Origin of the sequence: Streptomyces rubellus (genome assembly GCF_036323805.1) — a bacterium.
Taxonomy (GTDB): domain Bacteria; phylum Actinomycetota; class Actinomycetes; order Streptomycetales; family Streptomycetaceae; genus Streptomyces.
Map to the genome: position 1 here is coordinate 1 of NZ_JAZDCX010000032.1, position 24,252 is coordinate 24,252.

Annotated in this window: 16 protein-coding genes and 8 pseudogenes; 15 read left to right on the plus strand and 9 right to left on the minus strand. The window is 70.8% G+C overall.

The window, feature by feature from the left end; all coding sequences use genetic code 11:
* Positions 1 to 6: 6 nt before the first annotated feature.
* Positions 7 to 639, minus strand: coding sequence for a glyoxalase (locus V1L54_RS26945; protein ID WP_330120758.1), 633 nt, complete (start codon positions 637 to 639; stop codon positions 7 to 9).
* A gap of 746 nt (positions 640 to 1,385) precedes the next feature.
* Here V1L54_RS26945 and V1L54_RS26950 point away from each other — a divergent pair.
* The 4 genes and pseudogenes from V1L54_RS26950 to V1L54_RS26965 all read left to right on the plus strand — a co-directional run.
* Positions 1,386 to 1,601: pseudogene (locus V1L54_RS26950) on the plus strand (helix-turn-helix domain-containing protein); the annotation flags it as partial.
* Positions 1,602 to 2,003: 402 nt separating this feature from the next.
* Positions 2,004 to 3,053 carry a hypothetical protein gene (locus V1L54_RS26955; protein ID WP_330120798.1) on the plus strand — a complete coding sequence of 350 codons (1,050 nt, stop codon included), beginning with the start codon at positions 2,004 to 2,006 and terminating at the stop codon, positions 3,051 to 3,053.
* Entirely contained in the window at positions 3,053 to 3,628 is a 576-nt protein-coding gene (locus V1L54_RS26960; protein ID WP_330120759.1) for a transcriptional regulator, read from the plus strand. The genes V1L54_RS26955 and V1L54_RS26960 overlap by 1 nt, the downstream gene beginning before the upstream one ends.
* Positions 3,629 to 4,626: 998 nt before the next feature.
* The gene (locus V1L54_RS26965) at positions 4,627 to 4,893 is read left to right on the plus strand and encodes a hypothetical protein (protein ID WP_330120760.1); all 267 of its coding nucleotides are present in this window, start codon (positions 4,627 to 4,629) and stop codon (positions 4,891 to 4,893) included.
* A gap of 225 nt (positions 4,894 to 5,118) precedes the next feature.
* Here V1L54_RS26965 and V1L54_RS26970 read toward each other — a convergent pair whose 3' ends face one another.
* A complete protein-coding gene (locus V1L54_RS26970) occupies positions 5,119 to 6,075 on the minus strand; it encodes an alpha/beta hydrolase (RefSeq protein WP_330120761.1) in 957 nt (318 codons plus the stop codon).
* Positions 6,076 to 6,362: 287 nt separating this feature from the next.
* Here V1L54_RS26970 and V1L54_RS26975 point away from each other — a divergent pair, with 287 nt between their 5' ends.
* Positions 6,363 to 7,253, plus strand: coding sequence for an AraC family transcriptional regulator (locus tag V1L54_RS26975; protein ID WP_330120762.1), 891 nt, complete (start codon positions 6,363 to 6,365; stop codon positions 7,251 to 7,253).
* A 55-nt stretch (positions 7,254 to 7,308) separates the two neighbouring features.
* On the opposite strand, the gene V1L54_RS26980 is transcribed toward V1L54_RS26975, so the two are convergent.
* Together V1L54_RS26980 and V1L54_RS29570 are read right to left on the minus strand one after the other, a co-directional pair.
* The gene (locus V1L54_RS26980) at positions 7,309 to 7,926 is read right to left on the minus strand and encodes a hypothetical protein (protein ID WP_330120763.1); all 618 of its coding nucleotides are present in this window, start codon (positions 7,924 to 7,926) and stop codon (positions 7,309 to 7,311) included.
* Positions 7,927 to 7,969: 43 nt separating this feature from the next.
* A pseudogene (locus V1L54_RS29570) lies at positions 7,970 to 8,650 on the minus strand (NACHT domain-containing protein); the annotation flags it as partial.
* A 474-nt stretch (positions 8,651 to 9,124) separates the two neighbouring features.
* Here V1L54_RS29570 and V1L54_RS29650 point away from each other — a divergent pair.
* The 3 genes and pseudogenes from V1L54_RS29650 (at position 9,125) to V1L54_RS26995 (ending at position 11,883) form a co-directional block, all read left to right on the plus strand.
* Positions 9,125 to 9,958 (plus strand): annotated as a pseudogene (locus V1L54_RS29650) (DUF6417 family protein).
* A gap of 156 nt (positions 9,959 to 10,114) precedes the next feature.
* Positions 10,115 to 10,852, plus strand: a complete 738-nt coding sequence (locus tag V1L54_RS26990; RefSeq protein ID WP_330120765.1) for a HEAT repeat domain-containing protein — start codon at positions 10,115 to 10,117, stop codon at positions 10,850 to 10,852.
* Positions 10,846 to 11,883: a MerR family transcriptional regulator gene (locus V1L54_RS26995; protein ID WP_330120766.1), complete on the plus strand. Its 1,038-nt coding sequence runs from the start codon at positions 10,846 to 10,848 to the stop codon at positions 11,881 to 11,883. Before V1L54_RS26990 ends, V1L54_RS26995 begins: the two co-directional genes overlap by 7 nt.
* Positions 11,884 to 12,428: 545 nt before the next feature.
* Here V1L54_RS26995 and V1L54_RS27000 read toward each other — a convergent pair.
* Positions 12,429 to 12,971, minus strand: a complete 543-nt coding sequence (locus tag V1L54_RS27000; protein WP_330120767.1) for a class I SAM-dependent DNA methyltransferase — start codon at positions 12,969 to 12,971, stop codon at positions 12,429 to 12,431.
* Positions 12,972 to 13,066: 95 nt separating this feature from the next.
* Between V1L54_RS27000 and V1L54_RS27005 the strand changes: the two are divergent.
* The 3 genes and pseudogenes from V1L54_RS27005 to V1L54_RS27015 all read left to right on the plus strand — a co-directional run.
* Positions 13,067 to 13,933: pseudogene (locus tag V1L54_RS27005) on the plus strand (ABC transporter ATP-binding protein); the annotation flags it as partial.
* Between the two features lie 78 nt (positions 13,934 to 14,011).
* Positions 14,012 to 15,431 (plus strand): annotated as a pseudogene (locus V1L54_RS27010) (salicylate synthase).
* A gap of 305 nt (positions 15,432 to 15,736) precedes the next feature.
* A complete protein-coding gene (locus V1L54_RS27015) occupies positions 15,737 to 16,762 on the plus strand; it encodes an alpha/beta hydrolase (RefSeq protein WP_330120768.1) in 1,026 nt (341 codons plus the stop codon).
* Between the two features lie 817 nt (positions 16,763 to 17,579).
* On the opposite strand, the gene V1L54_RS27020 is transcribed toward V1L54_RS27015, so the two are convergent.
* Complete coding sequence (locus V1L54_RS27020) at positions 17,580 to 18,215, minus strand: TetR/AcrR family transcriptional regulator (protein WP_330120769.1); 636 nt, start codon at positions 18,213 to 18,215, stop codon at positions 17,580 to 17,582.
* Positions 18,216 to 18,322: 107 nt separating this feature from the next.
* Here V1L54_RS27020 and lipP1 point away from each other — a divergent pair, with 107 nt between their 5' ends.
* From lipP1 to V1L54_RS27035, 3 genes and pseudogenes are all read left to right on the plus strand, one after another.
* A complete protein-coding gene (gene lipP1 / locus V1L54_RS27025) occupies positions 18,323 to 19,261 on the plus strand; it encodes a LipP1 family hormone-sensitive lipase (RefSeq protein ID WP_330120794.1) in 939 nt (312 codons plus the stop codon).
* Between the two features lie 223 nt (positions 19,262 to 19,484).
* Positions 19,485 to 19,910, plus strand: a pseudogene (locus V1L54_RS27030) (ATP-binding cassette domain-containing protein); the annotation flags it as partial.
* 459 nt (positions 19,911 to 20,369) lie between these two features.
* A complete protein-coding gene (locus V1L54_RS27035) occupies positions 20,370 to 21,038 on the plus strand; it encodes a hypothetical protein (protein ID WP_330120770.1) in 669 nt (222 codons plus the stop codon).
* A gap of 315 nt (positions 21,039 to 21,353) precedes the next feature.
* Here V1L54_RS27035 and V1L54_RS27040 read toward each other — a convergent pair.
* The 3 genes and pseudogenes from V1L54_RS27040 to V1L54_RS27050 all read right to left on the minus strand — a co-directional run.
* Positions 21,354 to 21,458, minus strand: a pseudogene (locus tag V1L54_RS27040) (IS5 family transposase); the annotation flags it as partial.
* 263 nt (positions 21,459 to 21,721) lie between these two features.
* On the minus strand, positions 21,722 to 22,114 hold the full coding sequence (locus V1L54_RS27045) for a hypothetical protein (RefSeq protein ID WP_330120799.1): 393 nt from the start codon (positions 22,112 to 22,114) through the stop codon (positions 21,722 to 21,724).
* A 74-nt stretch (positions 22,115 to 22,188) separates the two neighbouring features.
* A pseudogene (locus V1L54_RS27050) lies at positions 22,189 to 22,534 on the minus strand (helix-turn-helix domain-containing protein); the annotation flags it as partial.
* Positions 22,535 to 22,763: 229 nt separating this feature from the next.
* Between V1L54_RS27050 and V1L54_RS27055 the strand changes: the two are divergent.
* The gene (locus V1L54_RS27055) at positions 22,764 to 24,110 is read left to right on the plus strand and encodes a UvrD-helicase domain-containing protein (protein WP_330120795.1); all 1,347 of its coding nucleotides are present in this window, start codon (positions 22,764 to 22,766) and stop codon (positions 24,108 to 24,110) included.
* Positions 24,111 to 24,252: the final 142 nt, after the last annotated feature.

Here is a 24,252-nt window from a genome sequence, read left to right on the forward strand (position 1 = left end):
AACCGCCTAGGCGGGGGTGGGTGTGGCCGGTGCGGGTTCCCAGACGAATCCGTCCGGGTCGGTGAAGGCCCCGGTGGTGCCGCCGAGCACGATCCGGTGCGATCCGCCGCCTTCCTCGGACACGCCGAGGGTCTTGGCCAGGCCCCGGCGCTTGTACAGCGCCAGCTTGACGGAACCGGGCCGGTCGGCGGCGAACTCGGTGTACTTGCCGCCGAAGCTCTTCGTCACGGACAGGCCCTGCCCGGTGTAGAACTGCCTGCTCGCCTTGACGTCCTCGGCTCCCAGCAGGAGCACGAGATCGTCGATCTTCCCGGTGGCGGGGCCGGTGTCCTTCTTCGATGAGGTGGTGACCTGCCAGATCGTGCCGTCCGGGGCCTGCAGGATGCCGCCGTAGCCCCACAGGGACCTCGCCGCCGGCCGCAGCGGCGTGGCACCGGCGGTAAGAGCGGAGCCGATGAAGCCGTCGACATCGGCGGGCCGGGAGACGATGACCGACACCGAGAACCCGCGGAAGCCGGTCGTCGGCGCGTCACAGGCCCGCAGGCGCACCTGCGGGCCCAGTCCGAAGGCGGCGGTGTAGAAGCGCTCGGCGGCCGCGGGGTCGCTCACCTCGAGGGTGACGGATACCAAAGACGTCATGACGATCACGCTAGCCGCGGCCTGCTCGCCGGGGCTTCTCCAATCCTGCCCGATACCGGCACCGGTGCCGTCACCTACCGCCACAGCCCCACCGCGGTGACCGCCGCGCTCTTCGCAGTGCTCGGCCCCCGGGAACTGCCGTTGACCGAGGCGGCCGAGCCGGCCGCGCCAGACGCCCGGGGAGGGCTGGCGTTCCAAGGCGGACGGCGGTACGGCGAGGTCGCGCCCGGTGTCTTGGTGGGGCTGTTCCCCGATGTGCTGTTCGCTGTGGTCACCACACCGCTGCCTGTCCTGGGCTTCCACGTGGTGTCGGCCGCGGTGTGTGGGTGCCCGCAGCGGGTGTCGCGCGCAGCGCGTTGTATGTCGTTGTTCTGGTGCCCCACGAGGACGCCGTCACGGTGGCGTTCGAGTACTCCACGGGCCTGTTCGGGCACGTGGCCGTCGAGGCCTGGGCGGGGGAGTTCGTCCGGCTGCCGGGCGAGGTGGTGCAGGCTCCTTTGGTCCTGCTGTCTGGCTCTGCTGACGAATGCCGTCCGGAGTTTCGTCGGCCGTGGCTACTCTCGCGCCATGCTGGTGGGGGTTGATCTCCCCGGGCACGGACTCGGTCCGTCTGGGCAGGGGGCGGGGTCCTTGCGTGGTTCGGTGCCGTGCGCGGCGCGCCGGAACCATATCCTCGCTCTTGTTTCATGCCAGGATCCGGCCCGTATATGTCGTTTCCACGGCCAGGGGAACGCTAGTGTGGTGCCATGGCTGAGGACATCGACGGCGTTGAGGCCTTGTTGGCGGAGGCGAAGTTGGCGGCGGCTTTCGCCGATCCGGCGGAGCGTGTCCGGCTGCGGAGGGCCGCCGGTCTGTCGCTGGAGCAGGTGGCCAGGGCTGTGGGGGTGGGGCGTCAGACGGTGGCGAACTGGGAGAGCGGTGTCATGCCGTCTTCACCGTCCCGGGGCAAGTACCTGCGGCTGCTGGAGGGCCTGGCCCAGATCCACCCCGCCCCGCCGACACCGGCCGCCGGCCACCCCCACCCTGCCGCGGCCGGCGCCACCGCGGCCCCTGCCGTTCCCGTTTCTGAGCCGGGGCCCGTTCCCGGCTTGGGGCCTGCCGGTGCCGGGGCTGCGGGCACGGCTCCCGAGGCCGTGCCCGGGGCGGGGCTCGCTCCGGGCTCGGGGCCTGTTGGTACCACCACGGTTGGCGCCCCTGTAGCAGGCCGTGCTCAGATCTACCCCGCCTCCTCCCTGGAGCCCGCCGCTGCCGCGGCCGTGGGCACTGCTCCTGAGACCCGGTCAGAGCCTGGGCCGGTGCCCGCCTCCACTGGCTCCGGCTCGCCCGCCCGCCGCGCTCCTGCGCGGCCGTCGGGGGAGAGCCCAGTGGCGCGTGCGGCGCGGGCTGGGCATGCCCGCCAGCAGGCCCGCCGCCGTACCTCTTCCGCGGAGCAGGTGCGCGCCGAGCTGCGGGAGACCATCACCGCCACGGTGGAGACGGAGCTCCACCGCGCGGGCGGAGACGCGGACGCCGCCACACAGGCGCTGATCAAGCGCGCGATCCCGGACGTGATGGGCCTGTTCGCCCGGACCCGAGCCGGGGCCCGCTACGAGTACACCGCCTATCCGGCGCTGCCGCCGGTTTTGCGCAAGCCGAGCAAGAAGGACCCGGACCTGGTCTGGGAGGCCCGCCCGTCCTGGCGCCACCCCGGCTACCGCCGCACCCCCGGCGGTGAGCTGACGGTCACCGCGCTGGATGTGAACGCCGCGTACCTGTCGGCGATGAAGACGCACCTGCCGATCGGCAGGCTGGAACACTCCACCGGCGCCGCGCACGACCGCAAGCGCGCCGGGGTGCACCTGATCACCCCGCCCGTCTGGGACCACCCGGATCTGCCCAGTCCGCTGGGGGACCGGGAAGAGGAGGGGCCGCTGTGGGTGACCGAGCCGACCCTGCGGCTGCTGCTGCGGATCTCCGGCCCGGCCCACCGGCTGTGCGAACCACCCCAGATCCACGAATCCTGGACGTCGTCCGCGACGGAGAACTTCCTCGACGCCCTGCGCCAGCTCCTGGCCACCGCCCGCGCCGACGCCCTCCAGACGGGGGATGAGATCACCGCCGCCTATGTGAAGGCGATGTATTCCAAGTTCGTCTCCACCCTGGGGGAGTCCCCGCACAACCGGGAGATCGTCCGCCCGGACTGGGCACACCTGATCCGCTCCCAGGCCTTCGCCAACCTGTGGGGCCGCGCCTACAAGGCCCACCAGGCCGGCCTGACCGTCATCTCCGCCATCGGCACCGATGAGCTGCACCTGGCCGGCGGCGACTGGCACCGCCTGTGGGCCGAGGGCCGGGGCCTGGGGGAGATGAAGGTCAAGACCGACCGCGACGGCGCACCCGTCACCTACACCGTCACCGCCGCCGGGGGCCGTTGATGGCCGGCCGCTGGATGCGCCTCGGTTTGTACGGCGCCGACGGCATCCCCGGCGCCGACGCCCTCGCCCTCGGCATCGAAGCCATGGTCACCGGTGTTGCCTCCCCACCCGACAGCGAACGCGGCATCGCCGCCCGCCTGCGCTACCTGACCACCTCACCGGCCGGATACGCGGCGATGGACCGCGCCGGTCTCTCCGTCACCGCTCGCACCCTGTTCGCCTGGCTGGCCGAAGAACGCCTCCCCAGTGCTGCGAACCGCCGCAGACTCGACGCCGCGTACTGGGACCTGCGCCGCCACAACGTTGCCGCCGACCTCAAACGCCGCCTGAAGGCCGGCGGCGGCACCCGCATCGAGATCGACCCCGTCGACCAGACCCGCGTCCCCGCCCCCCACCGCCGGGATGTCCAGGTACGCCGCCTGACCGTGCGCCCCCGTGTGTGGGAGGCGGCCGTGGACGCCTGGCTGGAAGAGGACTACGAGGCGCTGGACGCGATCTGGGACGACCTGATCCACGACCTCGGCTCCGACTACGACGCCTACGCCCACGTCTCCTCCGTCGGCTGGAGCGCCTGAACCCACCAGCACCACGGGCAAGACCACCCGGAACCCACCCCGCCACCTCAGGGTCCGCAAGACATCACGCACGTGAACCACACAGCAGCCCCACGAGCCCGACGAGCATCCGGGAATCGTCCAGGCTTGCCGGTGACCTCGGCTCGGGGACGACCCACTGCCCTGACACTGGCCAACACGCCGCCCGCGAGCGCCGGTGGGATTACTCCAGGTCGCCCCACGTCCCCGACAGGGCGGCACTCCCCTCGGGCTCCCGCCCCAGCCGGAACCACTCCCGGTGGTCACTGACCGTCATGAACTCACCAAAACACCCCGCTGCAGGAAGCCGTGCGACCAAGGTGGTGACTTGCTCCTCCGCCAGGGTAGCCACGGCGCGCGGGTTGCCGAGGGTTACCTGAGTGGCGGCTCGTGCGGCCAGGATGGGACCTGTTCACCTGCCCCAGCCTCCTCCAGGCTGCCCAGCAGCCAGAACACGGCCAACGGGGCGCGTGGAGAGGCCCCCTGATAGCCGATCTCCTGCCGCTCGCTGTTGGCTCACCCCCGCTCGCGCGGAGAGGACGCGGACCGCGGCCCGTCGCACTACGGCAACAGCGGGACACCTCCGCTCGAGCGGAGGTGAGCCGACGTTCGTCCTCACCTCGCACTCCCGCGACTAGTACTCCAGCAGGATTTTGCTGTCTGACCTGCGGGTTTCGTTGGGCGGCTGGAGTGTAGCGGGACTTCGATTGTGCGGGGGTGGTCTCACGGAGACCGCCCCTCGATCGTGTGACACCGCCGCTGATAGTGACAACGACGGGCGACCGCTTGGCGTCGTCGGCGCCAGTTCGACCAGCTCAGCGCGTGGTGTCGCCCTCGGTGACCACGAAGGTGCGGGGGTCGGGGACGACAAGCTGCCAGGAGTCGCCGAGCCTCCGCTACTGTGAACTCGATTGCCCCGGCTGCCTCACCGGTGCCGCCCCCTTTTCCTGGACCTGGTGCGCCGTGGCGGCCAGGAAGGCGTGGGCCAGCTGCTCGGCGACGGTGCCCGGGTCGGTGTCGAGAACGGTGAGGACGGGGTGGCCAACGTCGAGGGTGCGCCGGTAGGTCCCGTGGTACTCACCGTGGCATCGGCATCAGGTGCCGCCGCTTCTGGGGACTTCGCCGCGGCGGTGGCGCGCTCCTCCCACACGGTCGATGGCGATGCGGACGTCGTCCGCGGCCCGGACATCCTGGCCGCCCGGCGGGCGTGGGCCGCGGTGGAGTCGCCTTCCCACCTGCGGACGTAGACGGTACCGCTGTAGGTGACGTTGCCGGTAGTGCTGCTGCACGAACGGGAACGGGAGATCACCGACACGCTGGTGGAGCTGCTGATTTCCACTGTGCATCGAAGCGTTGCCCCGTGTTCGGCCGTGAGGGGAGGCCGCGGCGCGTATGACCGCTCCCCCAGATCTGTGCCGGAACCGAGAAGTGACATCACTTGCCAGGTACGCCTCTACCGGTCTGGGGAGTTGTCAGCGCATGTGGTTCTCGAACCACTCCAGGATTCGCTCCGGATGGCGCTGGAACCACAGATAGCCGTCCCACCGGGCAATAGTGTCGTGGATCCAGAACATGTCCTTTTCCTTTGCACCGATCGCCTCGAAGATGCTTTCGAGGTCCGAGGGAAGAACCAGCGGATCGTCGTGGACACCGTAAGTCAGAGTCGGCACCGTGACCGCGGGAGCCGACTTGACCGGGCTGCCTTCTGCCAGCAGGGCACTCGTGATCCGCTGGAACCGGCGATCGACTTCAGCGGCGTATCCTGCGAGTCCGGCACGCTCGAGCTGCTGCTCGAGGATGACCGTCGGCGAGAGAAGCAGGGGCGCGACCAAGGCGCGCACGTCCGCGAAGGCGGCGGGGCCGAGTTCCATCGCCACGAAAGTAGCGTGGGCGCCCATGCAGCGGCTGAACAGACCGAGTGTCATGCGCGCCAGCTCGGGGCGTGAGCGCACGTAGGCCAGCGATCCAAGCACGTCACGGGATTCGAACCGGGCGTTCGACGCCAGTCCTCCGTTTGCTGCCGCGCTCAGTCCACAGTTGCGGAAATCGTACGTCAGCACGTTGTAGCCGTTGTCATGCAGGATCTTGTAGTCCGGCATGAAGTTGACTTCGAAATCGTTCCCCAGCCCTTCCCCCCAAGCGGACTTCCATGGTTCAAGGTGTGCCGGGAAGCCGTAGCGGGAGAAGCCGAACGGGTGCGAGCAGATGATCAACTTGTCGGAGCCAGGGCACGGGATGAACCAGCCTTCGAGAGGCACGCCGTCGGCCGAGGGGAAAGTGACATCGTCGAACTGGAGACCAGCGTCCGCGGGCGTCCCCAGCAGCGGCGATCGCGCCGAAAAAGCAAGGCCGCGCGCAAATGCGTCGAGTGCGGCGTCGACCTGCGCATCAAGAGCGCCGTCGCCGACCGTCTTGTTGTTCCCAGACATGCAAATCTCCAGAGATGGCTACAGAAGGATTGACGAGGGTCGGCAGACACCGAGGGAATCACCGAGTACGAGTGAAATCGCCTTGCATCAGGATTCGACTCGCGTATGCCGACCGCTGACACCTGATGACCACAGCCTATGTGCGCAGGAATACTGGAAGAATGTCTGTGGCTCCCCGTCCCATGCCAGATCCTGCCACTTGCCGACGGCACTCTTCTCCATCGGCCGATGTGACTGTGTTCGCACGTCGACTACGCTGCTCCCGCGCCCACTACGCTGGAGGACGTATGGCAGGAACGCTGGAGAGCATCAGGTCGTTGATCGCGCGACACGCCATCGAGTCCGAACCCCGATCGTCGGCCGGCGGCATCCGGTTGTACCTCAGCCGCTCCCCGGGCACCCCGGTTCCCATCGTGTTCGAGCCGATGCTGTATCTGGTGTTCCAGGGCAGGAAGCACATCATCCTCGATGACCGGGTCATCGACTACGGCAACGGTGACCTGGTCATTGCGTACATGGACCTGCCAGCACTGACTCACGTGACCGAGGCAGACGAGACGAAGCCGTACCTGGCGGTCGAATTGCCACTGGACCTCGCCATGCTCGTCGATCTCGCGACGAACACGCAGTTGCTGCCCGGGACAGAGGCACAGGCGGTCTCGGTGCGTCCGCTGCCTGAGGCCGTCCTTGACCCGATGCTCAGGCTGTTGCAACTGCTCGATTCACCCATGGACGCGAAAATCCTCGCGGGCGGCCTGAAGCGTGAGATCACGTATCGCGTGCTGACGAGTCCACACGGGAACTCATTGCTCCAACTCATCAACGTCGACGGAGTGCTGCAGCGGATCAGACGCTCGACCGAATGGATGCGTCACCATATCGATACGCCGGTCGGCATCGGAACCCTGGCGAACCTTGCAGAAATGAGCGTCACCTCATTCCACCGGCACTTCAAGGCCGCCACCGGAACCACACCGGCGGAATATCACAAGCGACTCCGCCTGCACGAAGCCCGCCGACTTCTTGCAGGCGAAAGCGAGAGCATCTCACGAATCGCGATGGCTGTCGGCTACGCAAGTCCGTCACAGTTCAGCCGCGACTACAAGCGCACCTTCGGTACCCCTCCAGCAGCGGATCCACTGCGTCAGAGACCACCGCGGGAGAAGTCCACCAGTTGATCGCCCCGGTAGTCCAGGGTTTCTCACCGCCTGAGCACCCACTCCTTCTGTCCCCTCACCGGGCCTCAGTGCCGCCGCGGGGTAGGTGGGGGCCGGCCAGTGGCCACAGCTCGTGGAGGACGATGTCGGTGCCGGACAGCACCCGTCCCCCTACGCTCCGTTCGGTGGCGGTGTTGGTGTTGAGGTAGGCGGCGAGTTCGGTGAGCCAGGCGCACACCTGCTGGGGGGTGTAGGAGGTGCCGCGCCGCTGGTTGTGCAAGGCGGTGGCGGCGGGGATGAGCCGGGCGAGTAGATGCTCTCCGACCGCCGCTGCCGTGTCCAGTCCGGGGTCGAGCAGTTCGGCGGGGTCGCGTGGATAGGCGCCGGTGTTCTCCCGGCGTTGCTCGTAGACGATCGCGGCGGGGGTCAGGCGCCAGGGCGTGGACAGCCCGTCGGCCAGCGGGCCGCCCGGATCGCGCGCCAGCGCGTCGAATACCGGCTGCCAGCGGCCGGGGTCGGTGACCCGGGCGGTGAGGAAGGCCCTGGCCGGGCCCGGTGTGATGGGGCGGATTTCCACGCGGGCGGCGTCCTGGGCCCACACCCGCTGCTCTTGCAGGGCCTGGTAGGTGCGGGTGCGGCAGGTCAGTACCAGCGCCAGTTTGCCGTCGGCCTGCTGGGCCCGGGCCAGCCGCACGGACCGCGCGGCTGGCCCGGGAGTTGTAGCCGGGCTCGGGGTCGGCGTCCATCTCGTCCAGGCCGTCCAGTACCGGCAGCACCTGCCGGGCTGCCACCAGCGCGCGGGCTGAGGCCGCGGGCAGCTGATAGGTGCGTGTCAGGTGCCGGGCGATCCACTGCCCGAGGTCTTCGTCGGTGTTCCAGGAGGCCAGGGACAGCCGCACCGGCACTGGCTCCTCGAGCCCGCGCTGTGTGGGGTCGAGCAGGCGCAGCATCAGTTGCAGGGCCAGGACCGTCTTGCCCGCTCCCGGGGCCCCGGTGATCACCAGCCGGCCAGGGCGCAGCCGGCGGTAGTAGTCCGCCACCCCCTGCAGCCGGCCGTCCGCCTCGGCGCCGGTGGCCGGATGGCCTGGGGCGGGGCGCAGGTCGAATTGGACGTCGATGGGCTTGTCGTGGTCGCCCAGGAACTGCTTCCGGGCCTCAATCTCTTCATCGAGTACCGCCGTGGCCAGCCGTACCGCCACCTCCGCGACATCGGTCTCCTGCCAGCGCTGGGCCCGGGCACCCTGCCGCACGGCGACAACACCGACCGCCAGGGAGACCAAGGCGACCACCGCGCCCACCGGATCGGCATCGCCCACCGAAATACCCTGCAGGGTCTGCCACCCCGCCCCTGCCGCCCCGCCAAGCGCTGCCGCCGCAAGAAGCCACCATCCCAGCCCCTGCCGCCCCCACTGCCTCATGACGCCCCATCATGGCCGAGCCCGCACCCTGCGCGCCCGCCCAACGCCCAAGCCGGTGAAGAAGAAGGGGGGGCGCAGCTCGCCTCCGGCACCCGCAGCAGGCGGTGACGGTCGGCTTCAGGCCCCGGAAACCGCCAGGGAAGGCCACGCAGCCAGGCCACCGGCCAGCCGGCGGCGGTGTCGTGCGGCCCGCTCCGCACCGGCAGGGCCGCCACGCGGTCGCGGAGGCCACCGATACCGCCTGACCGCCACCCACCCGTGCTGACCACCACCCGCCACCGCCCGGCGGCACCGGTGCCGACAGGTGGGAGTTGTGCGGGTGGCGTACGGGCGGAAACGCCCCCCGGACGGCGCGGGGTGGGGCAGGATCCCACCCCGTGGCCGGACGGCACCGGTCGCAGGAGTCCGGCAGGGAAGAAGGGGGTGGCGGGGATGGTCGGCAAGATCACCAGCGGACAGTGGACAGTACTGGAGATGCTGGCCCGGGCGGAGCGGGCCGCACAGACCGCCCGCCGCACCTGGGTGCCGGTGAGCGGCACGGTGGACGAGCAGGCGGTGTGGGCGCTGGAATGGGCCGGGCTGGGCCGCACCACCCCGGCCGAGGACGTACTGCGCGCCAGCGCCACCCGCCCGCGGGGTGCGCGGGCCGCTCGCATCACCCCTGACGGGCTGGATGCGCTGGCCTGGTGCCACGCCCGCACCGGCGCGGCGCCGCCGTGCCCGGCCTGGACGGCCAAACAGGCCGATCCGGCCTACCGCGAGATCGTCCTGCAGCCGCGCGAGATGCTCCTGCTGCGCCGCTACACCTACCTCCTCCCCGACCTCTAGGCTGCGCCAGCGGCGGCCGGAACGCTGTGGGAGGCGCTGATCGAAGCCCACCACGATCCCGCCGCCAACCGCTGGTGCCTCCAGCTCGACGACACAGGGCTGGCGCACGCGGCGTACCTGGAGGCCCTGGCCGGACAGGTCTCCCCTCGCAACCGCCTGCACCGCACCTACGACCTCACCCACCCCCACCCCGTCCCCGCCACTGCCTTCACCGAGACCCCGGCGGGCGCGGTGAGCCTGGAACAGCTACCGGCCCCGCCGCACAGGCCCCTGGTTCGCCCTTCCGGCTCGTCGTCCGGGTGGTGGGACGATGGCGGTGCCCTACTGCCAGGGGTGTGGGCGTGCTGTCCGGATCTAACCCGTACGGCCACCGAGCTTCAAACAGCAGTCTCAAGCTCCTTCCCCAGGGGGAGGCGCCGCTGTCGGCGGCGGTCGCGGCCTGTCCAACACCCACCGGTGCTCGCACGCCGGACCTCCTGACCGGTACGGTCACCACTTCGGTACGCCCAGGCGGACGCCCCTGACCTGAGGGTTTCCCGGTTCGCTGGTCATGGGCTTGACCCTGACACGGTGACAAGGTTTTCACTGGGGGGCCGGGAGGTGGTCCCAATCAACACGACCCCGCAGGACACCCGTGTGACCAACGCCCTGAGCGCCGAGGACGCGTCAGTCCGGCTCCAGGCGGCCCTGGCGGCCGGTTCGAGCGCCGACCCCGCGTTCCTGGAGACGCTCGTCGAACGGTGCGCCGTCGAGCCGGACTTCTTCGTCCGGGACATGCTCTCCTGGGCGCTGGCCCGTCTGTCGCCGCAGATCACCCTGCCCCGGATCCGCCGGGAGCTGGACTCCGAGCACAACCAGGCCCGCAGCCAGGCGCTGCACACGCTCTCCAAGATCGGCGACAAGGGCACATGGGCCTGGATCACCCGCGACATGCTGCGCGACCCGGACGACGAGGTCGCGCGGACCGCGTGGCGCGTCGCGGCCGCCCTGGTGCCCGAGGACGAGGAGAAGGACCTGGCCGACGAACTGGTCCTGCAGCTGGGTCGCGGCGACCGCGGCGTGCAGCTGAGCCTGAGCCGGGCCCTGGTCCACCTCGGTGCCGTGATCAGGCCCGTCCTGGAGAAGGCCGCTGAGAGCCCCGACCCGGCGGTGGCCGCACACGCCCGCGCCACCGAACTGCTCCGGCGCAATCCGGAGACCGGTTTCGACGCGGCCATCGAGGAGGCCAAGCGCGCGGTCGCGCTGGGCCCGGAGCGGGCGGCCGCCGCCGCGGCTGCCGCGGCGGCGGGTGCCGAGGCCCCGGGGACCGCCGAGCCGGCGCAGGCCGCCGAGGCCGTGGGAACCGCGGGGGACAGGGAGGCCGCGGATTGCTGATCGGCGAGGTGGCCCGCCGCTCCGGGGTGAGCACCCGGACGCTCCGGCACTACGACGCCCTGGGACTGGTGCGGCCGACGGGCCGCACCGCCGGCGGCTACCGCGAGTACTCCGCCCAGGACGTCCGCAGGATCTTCCACGTGGAGAGCCTGCGGTCGCTCGGGCTCTCGCTCAAGCAGATCGGCCGCGCGCTGCAGGACCCGTCCTTCACCCCCTCCGCCCTGGTCGGCGACCTCATCCGGTGGACGCGGGACCGCCTGGAGCGGGAGCGAGAACTGCTGGAGCGGCTCCGCGCGATCGACGCGTCGGCGCCCACCGGCTGGCAGGACGTCCTGCACATCGTCGAACTCATGAGGGAACTCGACTCACCCAGTGCCGCGCGCAGGCAGCAGGCCGTCCTGGCCCGGCCGGAGGGCGCGCCGGCTGCCGCCGGGCTGCTGGCCGGGGCGGTCCTGGCCGAGTCCGACCCGCACGTCGCGGGCGCCCTGCGCTGGGCGCTCACCCGGTCGGGCGGCGACGGTGTGGCGGCGCTGACCGCGGGTGCGTACGCGGGAGATGTCGACGTCCGGCGGCGCGCGGTGCTGGCGATCGCCGGGACGCCCGAGGCTCCGGGGGCTGTCGCGGTGCTCGCGGACGCCCTCAGGGACCCGGACGTGACGGTGCGCGGACATGCCGCGCTGGCTCTGGGCAGGCACGGTGTGGCCGCAGCCGTGCCCGTACTCGTCGGCATGGTGGTCGGGGGCGCCAACGACGTGGACGCGGCGGAGGCGCTGGGAAGGCTGTCCCAGGATCCGGTGCGCGCGGACCGGATCACGGCCGCCCTGGCCGGTGAACTCGCCGCGCCCACCGCGGACTCCGCGACGCGGATCCGCATCGCCCAGGCACTGGTCGAACTCACAGGCCCCACCGCGAGGGAGGTCCTGCGCCGGCTGGCCCACGACGACGACCGCGCCGTCACCCTCGTCGCCTCGGCCCTCCTCCGAGTCCTCGACAGGCGGTCCCCTGAAGACCGGGCCGACGAGGATCCCTGAACGGCACCCCACCGAATCACCCCGGCGAAGGCGTCGAGCCGGCGCCAAAACTCCGCCGCACCCCCGATCACGCCCTTCTGGTGGGAGGTGCCGTACCAGCGCGCCTCGATCTCCCGGCACCGGCGCATCGACGACCGGAAGCCCACGAGGCCGCTGCCGACATCGCCGTAACAGGGGCCGAACGACGTCAGGCCGATGTCCGCGGCGAACAAGGAGCCATCCGGCTCGATGAGGAAGCCGCAGTGGCCCGGTGTGTGACCGGGCACCCTCCACAGCCGCGTTCCGGACCTGCGGGAACTACGCGCCGGCGCCGTCCCCCGGCAGCCCGGAGTCCCCGCGAAGCAACCCGTCGCCAACGAGATCCAACCAGCCGCACCTTCTGCACCGCAGCTGCCCACCCTCGCCCAGAGGCTCACCGCTGTCGTGTGCTGTCGGCGTCACCACCGCAGTGTGGGTTGAACAGCCTGCCCCGGCCGAAACGCGGCTGGAGTCGGCCGAAGCGCTCAGGCACGCGCTGCCCCGGACGCGGTACCGGCGGCGGGCGGTCAGGGCCTGCGATGCACGGAGACGGCGTACTCCCCGCCGGTATAGGGATCCCGGGACCAGGTCGCGTACCTGGCTTCGAGAACGAGTCCTGCCGCCCGGCAGTGAGCGTCGTAGTCGTCCAGCGTGTAGTTACGGTCCAGGGAGAACCCGGCGACCAGACGCCCGGTCGGCCGGACGTGGCCCGCCGCCCCGGCCACCAGGTCCGGTTCTGTCCCCGGCGGAGTGAACAGGGGGACGTTGCCTGCCATCACCACGACGTCGAACGACTGCCCGAGATCGAGTCCCACCAGATCGCGCCGGTGCCAGCGGATCTCCGGCGCCCGGCGCCGGGCGGTGGCGAGCATCGACTCGTCGACATCCACGCCCACCACGGTGATTCCGTGGCGGGCCAGTTCAGCGGCCACCCGCCCGGTGCCGCAGCCCGCGTCGAGGACCGTGGCCGGCGCGAAGGAACGGACCAGCGCGGCCTCACCGTGGACATCCTTCCCCTCGGCGGCGATGCGGTCGAACCGAGCCTGGTACTCGTCACCGTTCCACGTCATGCGATCACCATGACACACCCGCCACGCCAGTCCAGCCGAAGACCGTTTCCTGGTGCCTCCGTCAGCCACTGCGTGCTCCCCGGACGCGGTCAACCGGTGCGGGTATGCGGATGGCCCGCAACACCCTGGAACGGCTCGGTGCGGTACTCGGCGAACCGCCGTTCCCTCAGCCCGCCGAGCCGAAGACCCCCCGCGACGCCGGTGTGGAGTTCGCCGGAGTCGGCTTCCGCTATGAGGCCGGTCCGGCGGGCGGGGCAGCCTCCCGGCCGGTCCTGAACGACGTGACGTTCCGCTTGCCCGAGCGCAGCCTGACGGCCCTGGTCGGCCCTTCCGGGGCGGGCAAGACCACGATCGCGGGACTGCTCGCCCGCTTCCGGGACACCAGCGAGGGCACGGTCCGCATCGGCGGCGTCGACGTCCGCGAGATCGCCGCCGACGACCTGGCGGCCCACGTCTCCCTCGTGTTCCAGGACGTCTACCTCTTCGACGGCACGATCGAGGAGAACGTCCGCATCGCCGCCCCCGGCGCGGACCCCGGTGAACTGGCCGAGGCCGCGGCCCTGTCTGGGCTGGACCGCGTGGTCGAGGAGCTGCCCGACGGATGGGCCACCAAGGTGGGGGAGAGCGGCGCGAGGCTGTCCGGCGGACAGCGCCAGCGCGTGTCCATCGCCCGGGCACTGCTCAAGGACGCCCCGATCCTCGTACTCGACGAGGCCACCGCCGCCCTCGACCAGGAGAACGAGGCGCTGTTCGCCGAGGCGGTACGCACCCTGGCCGACCGCAAGACCCTCCTGGTCATCGCACACCGGCTGAGCACGGTCGTGAACGCCGACCAGATCCTTGTCCTGGAGGACGGCGAGATCACCGAACGTGGCACGCACGACGACCTCGTCACGGCGGGCGGCACGTACGCCTCCTTCTGGGAACGGCGGGCACAGGCCCACGGCTGGCGGCTGGCGGCTGGCGGCGGCACCGTCGTGACCCCTCACCCGGCACCAGCAATTTCACCGGCTGCAGCGGCAGAGAGAAGGCACGACACGATGACCACCGGATCCTGGAACACCTGGGAGGCATGGGCGAGGGCCGTCCCCCCGCTCGCCTGCACGAGCACCCGCAAGCCGTGCCACGCCCCGGCTGCCGCCGCCGCCCGGCTGGCACAGGCGCGACTCGCCGGCCAGTACGTGGTGTACGAGGCGGAAGCCGGCGTCTGGCACTTCGCGGCGGGCTCCGCGGTCAGGCGTCACCGCCGGCGCCATCACCGCGCGGGCCGCCGGGCGGACCTGGACCTCGCGCACCGACCGCGAACCACTCGCGGTGTTCGCCGACACCCTGTCCGCCCTGCGCCAGGCGGGCGGCGAAGGACGCCACTTCTACGGCTGGACGGCCTTCGAACTCGCTCACCTCCTCCACGCGGACCCGGCGATGGCCGGGGAGCAGCCTCTGCTGCACGCGCTGCTCCCCGCCGTCGAGGTGACCTTCACCGGTGACCGGACCGTTGTACGGGCGGTGGACGAGGCGTGGGCGCGCAAGGTCGCCGACCTGCTCGCGGAGCCACCGGCGCAGCGGCCCGCCTGCGAGGAGCCGACGCCGGAGGGGACCGAGGGAGTCATCGCCGCCGGCGCCGCCGCCTACGGCCGGGCGGTGTCCCGCACGGTCGGGGACATCCGCGCGGGCCTCCTGGAGAAGGCCGTGGTGTCCCGGAAGGTCTCGCTGCCCGCCGGGCCCCGCCCGGACTTTCCCGCGACCTATCTCGCGGGCCGCCGGGCCAACACGCCGGCCCGTTCCTACCTGCTGGACCTCGGCGGCTACCGGGCGGCCGGGTTCAGCCCCGAGACCGTTCTGGAGGTCGGCGAGGACGGACGCGTCAGCACCCAGCCGCTCGCGGGTACCCGTGCCCTGGGTCCCGACCCGGCGGAGAACGAGCGCCGGCGCGCCGAACTTCTCAGCGACCCCAAGGAGGTGCACGAACACGCCGTGTCCGTACGCCTGGCCTGGGACGAGATGGAGGCCGTGTGCAGCCCCGGCTCCGTCGTGGCCGAGGAGTTCATGGCGGTCCGCCCGCGCGGCTCGGTGCAGCACCTGGCCTCGCGGCTGACGGGACGGCTGCGGCCGGACGCCGGACCGTGGGACGCCTTCGCCTCGCTCTTCCCCGCGATCACCGCCACCGGTGTCTCCAAGCGCGCCGCGCTCCAGGCCCTGGCCCGCCACGAGGAAGGGCCGCGAGGCCTGTACGGCGGCGCGGTCTTCCGGGGGAACACCGACGGCGCCTTGGACGCCGCCCTCGTGCTGCGCACCCTCATCGGCGCGGGTGACCAGGCGTGGCTACGGGCGGGCGCCGGCGTCACCGCCCAGTCCAGCCCCGAACGTGAGATCGAGGAGACCTGCGAGAAGCTCCGCAGCGTCGCGCCCTACCTGCGGTTCGCCAGGGACCGGCCGGGGACCGGCCGTCCGCGCCCCTGACCGTCCCGTCGCGCCGGCCCCGCGCTTTGACCCAGCGGGCCGTACGGCCGGGCAACCGGGTCGGACTCGCCGGCCGTCCGTATGGAAGACCGCGGCACAAAGCCTCCCGGCGCTCGAAGGACCTCGGCGGCCCCGGGCTGGACAGGAGACCCTGCCCTCACGTCTGCGCCACGGGCAGGGCTGGTGGCGGGGAGTGGTGATACCCCGCTGGTATCACGGCGGATCGAAGCGGTCTTGGACAAGATCATCCAGCGCGCAAAGACTCAGCTTGTCACTTCGACGGTCGTCATCAGAAGGAGCAAGCGGTGAAGAAGCCCGATTTCCGGCGGTGGCGGGCGGCGGCCCTGGTCGGCGTCGCGCTGACCGGCGTGGTCGTCACCGGCCCGAGCGCCGCGTACGCCGGTCAGCCGGCTCGCCACAGTGGTGACCTCGACCTGCGGGTTGCGGTCGGGGTCGACGGCGTGGATTCGGTCAGGATCCACGCCGAGCGGTACGCCCCGGTGGGGAAGGTCCGCGGGGTGCAGGTCATGGTGCCCGGCAGCACCTACGACCACCACTACTTCGACTACTTCGACCCCGGCGGGGGCGGTGTCGTGTCGCAGGCGCGGCAGGCAGCCCGGGAGGGGTGGCTGGTGATCGCGCTCGACCGGGTCGGCACCGGTAAGTCCTCGAAGCCGCCGGCCGCGTCCGTCACGACCGCGGTGCAGGTGGCGTCGGTCGACCACTTCGTCGATCGGATCGACGCCATGTACCGGGGGCTGCCGATCGCCCTCGTCGGACACTCCTACGGCAGCGTGGTCGCCGAGGGCGTGGCCGCCCGGTCGGACAAGGTCGACGCGCTGGTCGTCACAGGGTTCCTGTACCGCCGGACAGCGCCGTCGTTCGACGGGTTCCCCGAGCTCGTCCCGGCTGCCACCGATCCCGTGCTCGGCAAGGAGAGGTTCCCCGCGGACTACCTGACCACGTCGCCGGGATCGCGGAAGTTCTTCTACCACCTCCCGAACGCCAGCCCGGCGACGGTCGCCGCCGACGAGCGGACGAAGTCGGCCACGACGGCAGCGGAGATCCCGGGCTTCACGGAGGAGTTCGTGGGCCGCGCCTTCGCGAGGGCCGTGCGTGTGCCGGTTCTGGTCGTCGTCGGAGAGGAGGACTACCTCTACCGGGGTAACGACCCCGCGGCGTTCGAGCCCGACCAGCGGAGCGCGTTCGCCGCGGCGGCCGACGTCCGGGTCGTGCTGGTTCCCGGTGCCGGGCACGGTCTCGCGCTGCACCGCAACGCGCCGTTCACCACCATGGTCATCAACCGGTGGGCGTCCTCGGCAGTCGCGTGACCTGCGAGGACTCCTCAGCCTGAACACCTGGTCCTGACAGGTCACCACGGCGATCACCGCATGAAGGGGACCGCAATCGCGTTCGCGGTACGGGTGCGGCGGCCGGCGATGTGCCGCGGACGGGCGGCACGGCCGGAACGGCGGGGCGGTGTGACGGATATGAAGACAGCGATACGGGCGGCAGACGACCGACGAACCGAGTGCTGCGAAGCTGGAGCAGCGCGTCGGTGAAGAAGGACGGCCGGCACCGGACTCGCCGAACGCCGCGGTGAGACCGACGCGGCACGCTCTTGCCGATGACCCCGGACAACCGCCCACAAACAGGACCATGCCGCCCCGGGCACGCTGCGGCCCCCTCACCCCGACCACCCCAGGGGAGGGGGCCGCAGCCGTCCCCGCACCACCCCGCCGGCGTGCGCTGGACCTCCGACACCCGCACGTCCCTGACATCCGACAACTCACCGTTCTCGATCTCCGCGTCCAGCGGCGCCGTGTCCCCTCCTTCGTCCTGCCCGGGCCGGGCTTGTCCGCCGTCACCCCCGTTGTGTCTTCCGCGGTCCTGCAAGAGGGCCACCGGCCTCCGGGCCCGGCATGACTGGGTCCCCCTGCCGAACGGATGACAATGCCGTTGCTCGTGTTGATATCGCGACTGGAGCGGCTGGGGTTGCGTCGTTGTTGCCCGCAGAGCCGGGCACGGCCGGCAGCATCCCGTCCAGGGCCGGCACCCGCAGCCCTCGCTCAGTTGGTCAGTGCCTGTTTCTGAACGCTGTATCAGCAGGTCAAGGGGTGTCAGTGGTGAGCCGGCGCCCCCGAGCCGCTACCGGACGAGGTAGCTCTCGATGTGGTCGATCACCGCTGACACGGCCTGCCGGTAGGCGGTGCTCGACCGGCGGACCTGGGACAGCAGCATGCCGCCCTGGACGGCGGCCAGCAGAGCGGTGGCGAGCGCGGCGGTATCGGCGCGCTCGCTCAGCTCGCCCCGTGCCTGCATGCGTGCGAGTCCCGACCTGATGGGGTCTTCCCACCGGTCGAAGGCGGAGACGAGGCGGGTCCGCGCCGAGTGATCGCTGTCGGCGAGTTCGCCGGCGAGCGAGCCGATCTCGCAGCCGCCTTCGCATCCTCTTGCGTCCTGCCGGCTCCCTGCCCTGTCGCACCACTCGCGCAGGGCCTCGATGCTGTCCAGGTTGTCCAGCAGTGGACGCTGCTGGGCGAGCCGGGTGTCCGTCTGGTGGTCGATGACCGCCAGGACCAGGCCCTGCTTGTCGCCGAAGTAGTGGTAGATCTGCGACGCGCTGACCCCGGCGGCCGCCTGGATGTCCGGGATGCTCGTGCCTCCCGCGCCGCGGTGGAACATCAGTTCCGCAGCGGCCTCGATGATGCGTTCGCGGGTCTTGCAGCCGCCCTTGGTGAGCCGCTGCCTCTTCGACTCCCCGGCCTTCGCTGGTGCGTTCATGTGCCCACGCTACCCAAGTTGGAATTGACATTCCAATTATGCTCCACCGATGATCCTGGAAAGGTCATTCCATACCGGGTGGCCGTCTCTTCAGACAGGTGAACGCCATGCCCCTGGACCCCCAGATCGAGACCCTGCTCAAGAAAGTGGCCGCAGGAGGCGGACCGGCTCCCGAAACCCTGACGGTGGCGGAGAACCGCGCGTTCGGGCGCGCCTTCGGCGCCCTGGCCGGCGCTCCCGTACCGGTCGCCGACGTCCGGGACACCACGGCCCCTGCCGACGGCCGCGACATACCCGTCCGTATCTACCGGCCCTTCACCGAGCCGGACGCCGGGCCGCTGCCCGTGACGCTCTTCTTCCACGGCGGCGGATGGGTCTTCGGTGACCTGGACACCCAGGACAACATCGCCCGCACCGTGGCCGGCCGCTCCGGCACGATCGTGGTCTCCGTCGACTACCGGCTGGCACCCGAGCACCGCTTCCCGGCCGCGGTCGACGACGCCTACGCCGCGCTGACCTGGGTCGCGGACAACGCCCCCGGCTTTGGGGGCGACGGAGAGCGCATCGCCGTGTTCGGCGAGAGCGCCGGCGGCAACCTTGCCGCGGTTCTCGCACAGGAATCCCTGCGCCGCGGGGGACCTCGCATCACGCTCCAGGTACTCGCCTACCCGGCGGTCGACCGGTTCGACGACAGCCCCTCGATGTACGAGAACATGACGGGCCCGGTCCTCTCCCGTTCCTACCTCGAGTGGTTCTGGGGCGCCTACCTCAGCACCCCGGACCAGGGCGCCGACCCGCGGGTCTCGCCGGGGCGCTCCGGCGACCTGGCCGGACTCGCCCCTGCCGTCATCGCCACCGCCGAGAACGACCCCCTGCGCGACCAGGGCGACCGCTACGCCCGCAAGCTGGCCGACGCCGGCGTGCCAGTCCAGCACCTCCCGGTCGAGGGAGCCGTTCACGGCTTCCTCTCGTTCACCGGCTCGGTGCAACTCTCGCGGGACATACTGAACCGGCTCGCGGACGCCGTGGCCACAGCCTTCAACTGACCTGGCCCGCACGGCCTCGCCAGTCGCCGGTCCTCTGCCGCACGCAAGCAGGACAGCGACCATCACCGTGCCGGCCCCCGCTGTGAAGCGGCCGGTCCGGGGCTGCTCGGACCGGCCGCTTCGTCCGCTGCAGCTCGCGGCCACCCCGGCCGATGAGCCGTTCGGCAGCCGGCCCCGGTGACCCGTCCACCGAACGGCAGGCCCTCACGCCCAGAGCGCCAAAGGGTCGGTGCGGGTGTCGGGCCGGGTGGGGCACCTGCGGCAGGACCAGACACCGTGGCGGAAGGGGACGACGGTGCTTCAGGCGTTCGGCAGCGGACGGGCCGGTGACATCGACGAGCACACCGAGGCGCTGCTCTCCCTCGGGCTGTTCAGCCCGGACGACCTCCGGCAGCGTGTGCAGGACCTGTCCTACGGGCAGCGGCGCCGCATCGCACTCGCCCGGCTGGTGACCGAGCCGGTCGACCTGCTGCTGGACGAGCCCACCAACCACCTCTCGCCCGCGCTCGTCGAGCAACTGGGGGAGGCGCTGACCGGTTGTCAGGGCACGGTCGTCGTCGTCACCCGCGACCGGCGCATGCGGTTGCGCTTCCACGGCGCCCGTCTGACACTGCGGGACGGGCACGTCGCCGGGTTCACCGCCGCCTGATCACCGAAGCGGTGCGGGGGAGGGACGGCACCAGGGGCCCGTCCCTCCGGACGGTCGGAGGCGGACCGGCAGGCCCTTCGGACGCCAGGCGCCCGGGAAGGGCTGGGCTGCCGTTCCGAGGCGGACGGCGGTACGGCGAGGGCGAGGCCGGGGGAGCGGTCGCTGACGCTGGGAGGGGGGTGTTGATGTGCGGGCGGTCGTGGACGGTGGGGGTGGAGCGGTCGCGGTCGGCGGTGTACTGCTCGACGCGGTGCCGGGTGCGGGCCTGCCGTCGGCGGCGGGCGTCGCGGGAAGGCGATACGGAAACGCCGTAGCCGAACGCCTCACCTGTCTCTGTGGTCGACAACCTGATGAGACCGGGAACCGGTCCCGGCCGCGAACCGCTAAGTTCCCCCGTGAACGAGGCTCATGGCGACTGCGTAACAGTCAAGTTCTGATCAGATGAAGAGCGGAGTGTTCATGGCGATGAAGTTCTTCCGTCGGCGGTCCAGCCCTCCCCCGAGCTCTCCCGGTCATCCGGCCGACCTCCATGCGGCCGCGTCGACTGGAGCCGTACCGCAGCAATGCCCGAACTGCGGCTCGCCGAAGCTGTTCAGGAAGAAAGCATCATTCACCGCGACTTATCGCATCGACGGCAAACGCAGTGTCTCGCAGCCGTTCACGCCGATGCAGGTCCACTGCAGGAAATGTGACTTTCTCGTGAACGACGACCTGTATGGCGATGCCCAGGTCGTGTATGCGCGGTTGGCAGAGCGGGCCGGCGGCCGGACACCGCAAGTTCGCGTAGCCGCAGAAGTGAACAAGGCGACGCAAGCGGCCAAGCAGTTGCCGGCTCTGTCCGATGCCGAACGGGACCAGGACTACGACAGGGTGCGGGAGGCCTGGGGCTGCGCCGGCATGCACACGATCGCCGAGAACGAACTCCAGGACACCGTGACCAGAATCATCCGCGGGTACCTCGCGGAGGGCGCCTACGAAGTCGAGACGGAGACGCTGGAACAGAGGATTCTGATGCTCTCGTTCTACACGGCAACCGGCTGGCGTCCGGTTCGACTCGCTCGCACCGCCAGTAGCGGGTTCGTTGTCTACGGTCAGATCCAGCTATACCGAATCCTCGATGCTCTCTGACAAGCACCCTGCTGGCGAACTGAAAAGCATGGACGGCCAGATCTGGCCGAAAAACTACCGAAAAACTAGCTTGACCGATGCCTCGCGCTCCCTCGGGCGCCCGCGCTCCCCCGGGGGTGCCGCCCGAGGGAGCGCGTCGTCTGCGTGGCGGGATCACACGCTCGACTGCGCAGGCTTGCTGTGGACCGGCAGGAGCCGAGGACTGAGCGGCCGGGGGTGCCGTCTTCTTCGTCCGGCGGGTGACGGTGTCGCGGCGTGTGAGACGCCGCGTCATCAGGGTGATGAGTGCCCAGGTCAGGTGTACTTCGGCGTGCTGGGGAGACGTTCGTAGTCACGCACGCCGCGGCGGGCGTTCATCAGCCAGCCGATGGTGCGTTCGACGCGCCGGCGCCGTGGGAGGACGACGAAGCCCTTCGCCTGGCGGAGGCGGGCGACGGTGCGCACGGTGAGCCAGAGGCGGTCATCGGCCCAGCCGGCCAGGGGGTCTGTCAAACGAGCGGCCCTGTCTCACTTCCGGTGGTGACGGAGCGTAAGAGTTGGGCGGCGCTGCTTACAGAGAGTGCGACCGGCGCTCCGACCTCGACAGTTCGGACGGACGGCAGCGCACCGAAGTCGCTGGGCTTGGCGCGCCTGACTCTTACGGACAGACGCCGAGCCGATCAGCCGGTACCGGGCAACGATCGCTACGGTGCACGGACCTGCGGGTTCTGGACGAGATGGAGAAGCTCGTGCCCCAGCTCGCGCGCTTCGGTCTGCAGGTGCCGGATGCGCTGGGCTGTGGATCGCACGGCGCGGATGGTCATGCGGTGCTCTGTGGACAGCGCGGGGCAGTCGCGGAGGCTGGCGCAGCGTGTGACCTGCTGTAGTCGACTCAGGCGACGAAGTTCGGTGCGGAGGTCGTCCGGGGCGGAGATGATCAGGGCCTTGAGCTGGTTGACGGCCGCGGTGGAGGCGTGCACGGCGCCTTGCCGGGTGGCCAGCAGCACGCGCATGGTCTCGCGTTCTCCGCGTTTGCGGGGCTGGATGACGTGCTCGGTGGCCAGCGCCGCGCGGGCCGCGCGGATGGCGTCGAGCATGTCCGTCTTACGTCCGCCGCGGACTGGAGGGCGCTTGGGGCGGCAAACCTGATGACGCGTTCGCCGGCGTCATTGAGGAAGTCGGCCAGTTCGGTCAGGCTCCAGGCCGAGAACGCCAAGGCCATGCTCGGCCGGCCTGGCCTTGGCGATCCTCTCGGTCTCGCGCCGGTCGGGCAGGGTGAAGGTCTTCGGCCTCCCGCCCTTGTACTTGGGGTAGAGGGAGGTGAAGCCGTCGGTGTTGAAGTCGTGGATCACGTCGCGGACCCGGTCGGGGCTGGTGAAGGTCACCTCGGCGGTCTTCGTCACCGGCATGCCCTGCGCGGACAGCAGTACCATCTGCGCCCGCCGCCAGGTCACCACCGCCCCGGTCCCGCGGCGGGCGATCCGCAGCAGCCGCCGGCCCTCGCCGTCATCACTCATCGTGGCGGGCAGGTGGGTGATGGCGTCTGCCGCTGCCGCCCGCGTGCCGGTATGGCCGGCCCCACTGCTGATCCCGGCTGCGGCCGGTGGCTGACCCGCCATGACGTTCTGGGACCACCAGGCGCTCTGCCCGCGTGGCAATCCCACCCCAGCGGCCCGGAAGACCTCGCAGTCAGGCCGGATACGGCTGCGCCACCCGCCCCGCCCCCGTGAAGGACAAGATGTGACGATGTTGAAGCCCACCGCAGAGCAGGCCGCGGCTGCCGAGGCATTCGAGGCCGGAGACCATCTGGTGATCCAGGCCGGCGCGGGCACGGGCACGACCACCACCTTGGCCCTGCTAGCGCACGCCACCAGGCGGCGGGGCCGCTATCTGGCGTTCAACCGAGCCATCGCCCAGGCCGCTGCCCAGGCATTCCCCCGCACCGTGGTCTGCAAGACCGCCCACTCCCTGGCGTTTGCCGCGATCGGCCACCGGTATGCCGCCCGGCTCAACGCACCACGGATTCCGAGCTGGCGCACCGGGGTAGAGCTGGGCATCAACCGCAGCATCACCCTCGACGGCCGGGACCTGTCCCCCCGGGTGCTGTCGGCGCTGGTGCTGCGCACCGTGGAGCGGTTCTGCCACTCCGCCGACCCGGTCCTCGGCGCCCGCCACGTGCCGCGGCTGCGCGGCATCGACACCGGCGAACTCCACGCCGAGCTCGCCGATCTCGTTCTGCCGTACGCGGGCAAGGCCTGGGCAGACCTGCAGCACCCTGACCAAGGTGTGGTGCGGTTCGAACACGACCACTACCTGAAGATGTGGGCCCTGTCCCAACCCCGGATCGGAGCGGACTTCCTGCTGTTGGACGAAGCCCAGGACACCAACCCCGTCCTGGAAGAGGTCTTCCTCAACCAGCGCGGCCACGCCCAGCTGGTCATGGTCGGCGACTCCGCCCAGGCCATCTACGGCTGGCGCGGCGCGAAAGACGTGATGACCGGCTTCGACGGCACCCTGTTGACCCTGTCGCGCTCCTTCCGGTTCGGTCCCGCCCTCGCCCAGGAGGCAAACCGGTGGCTGACCATCGCCCAGGCACCGATCCGGCTGACCGGCACCGACACCATCCCCAGCGAGATTTGCGAAGTGGAGGAGCCGGAAGCGGTACTGTGCCGCACCAACGTCGGCACCATGATCGAAATCATGAAACACCTGGACGACGGCTGCGCGGTAGCACTGGCCGGCGGCGGCCAGGCCCTGCGCGCCCTCGCCCACGCCGCCGACTGCCTCATCGACGAACGGCACGCCGAAGTCACCGTCTCCACCGCCCACAAAGCCAAAGGCCGCCAGTGGACCACGGTGCGCATCGCTGACGACTTCGCCCCGCCCCCCGACCAGGAGGAAACCGACGAGAACGGCCGGCCTTTGCCTGGGCCGATCGACGATACTGAGGCCCGCCTGGCCTACGTGGCCGTCACCCGCGCCCGCTACGGCCTCGACCTGGGCGGCCTGTCCTGGATCCACCACCACCCCGCCGGACAGACCGACGATGCACCTACTGCCTTGCAGGCACCGTCCACTGGACAACCCCTGTAAGGGGGGCTTTCGGGACTGTCCCCGTTGGCTGTCATGGGCGCGGCGGATGAGGGTGAGTGGACTCTGGCACGGGCATGGGCGCCGCTCGGGAGGGTCTGTTTACCCCGGCATGAGGCGGTCTCTGTGGACTTGCCTGGACAGG

Excerpts from the sequence above, each read along its gene's own strand:
- lipP1 (WP_330120794.1), top strand. The coding sequence starts at position 18,323 with ATGCCCCTGGACCCCCAGATCGAGACCCTGCTCAAGAAAGTGGCCGCA.
- V1L54_RS26945 (WP_330120758.1), bottom strand. The coding sequence starts at position 639 with ATGACGTCTTTGGTATCCGTCACCCTCGAGGTGAGCGACCCCGCGGCC.
- V1L54_RS26970 (WP_330120761.1), bottom strand. The coding sequence starts at position 6,075 with ATGTCTGGGAACAACAAGACGGTCGGCGACGGCGCTCTTGATGCGCAG.
- V1L54_RS26975 (WP_330120762.1), top strand. The coding sequence starts at position 6,363 with ATGGCAGGAACGCTGGAGAGCATCAGGTCGTTGATCGCGCGACACGCC.
- V1L54_RS27045 (WP_330120799.1), bottom strand. The coding sequence starts at position 22,114 with ATGCTCGACGCCATCCGCGCGGCCCGCGCGGCGCTGGCCACCGAGCAC.
- V1L54_RS27000 (WP_330120767.1), bottom strand. The coding sequence starts at position 12,971 with ATGACGTGGAACGGTGACGAGTACCAGGCTCGGTTCGACCGCATCGCC.
- V1L54_RS27035 (WP_330120770.1), top strand. The coding sequence starts at position 20,370 with ATGGCGATGAAGTTCTTCCGTCGGCGGTCCAGCCCTCCCCCGAGCTCT.
- V1L54_RS27020 (WP_330120769.1), bottom strand. The coding sequence starts at position 18,215 with ATGAACGCACCAGCGAAGGCCGGGGAGTCGAAGAGGCAGCGGCTCACC.
- V1L54_RS26960 (WP_330120759.1), top strand. The coding sequence starts at position 3,053 with ATGGCCGGCCGCTGGATGCGCCTCGGTTTGTACGGCGCCGACGGCATC.
- V1L54_RS27055 (WP_330120795.1), top strand. The coding sequence starts at position 22,764 with ATGTTGAAGCCCACCGCAGAGCAGGCCGCGGCTGCCGAGGCATTCGAG.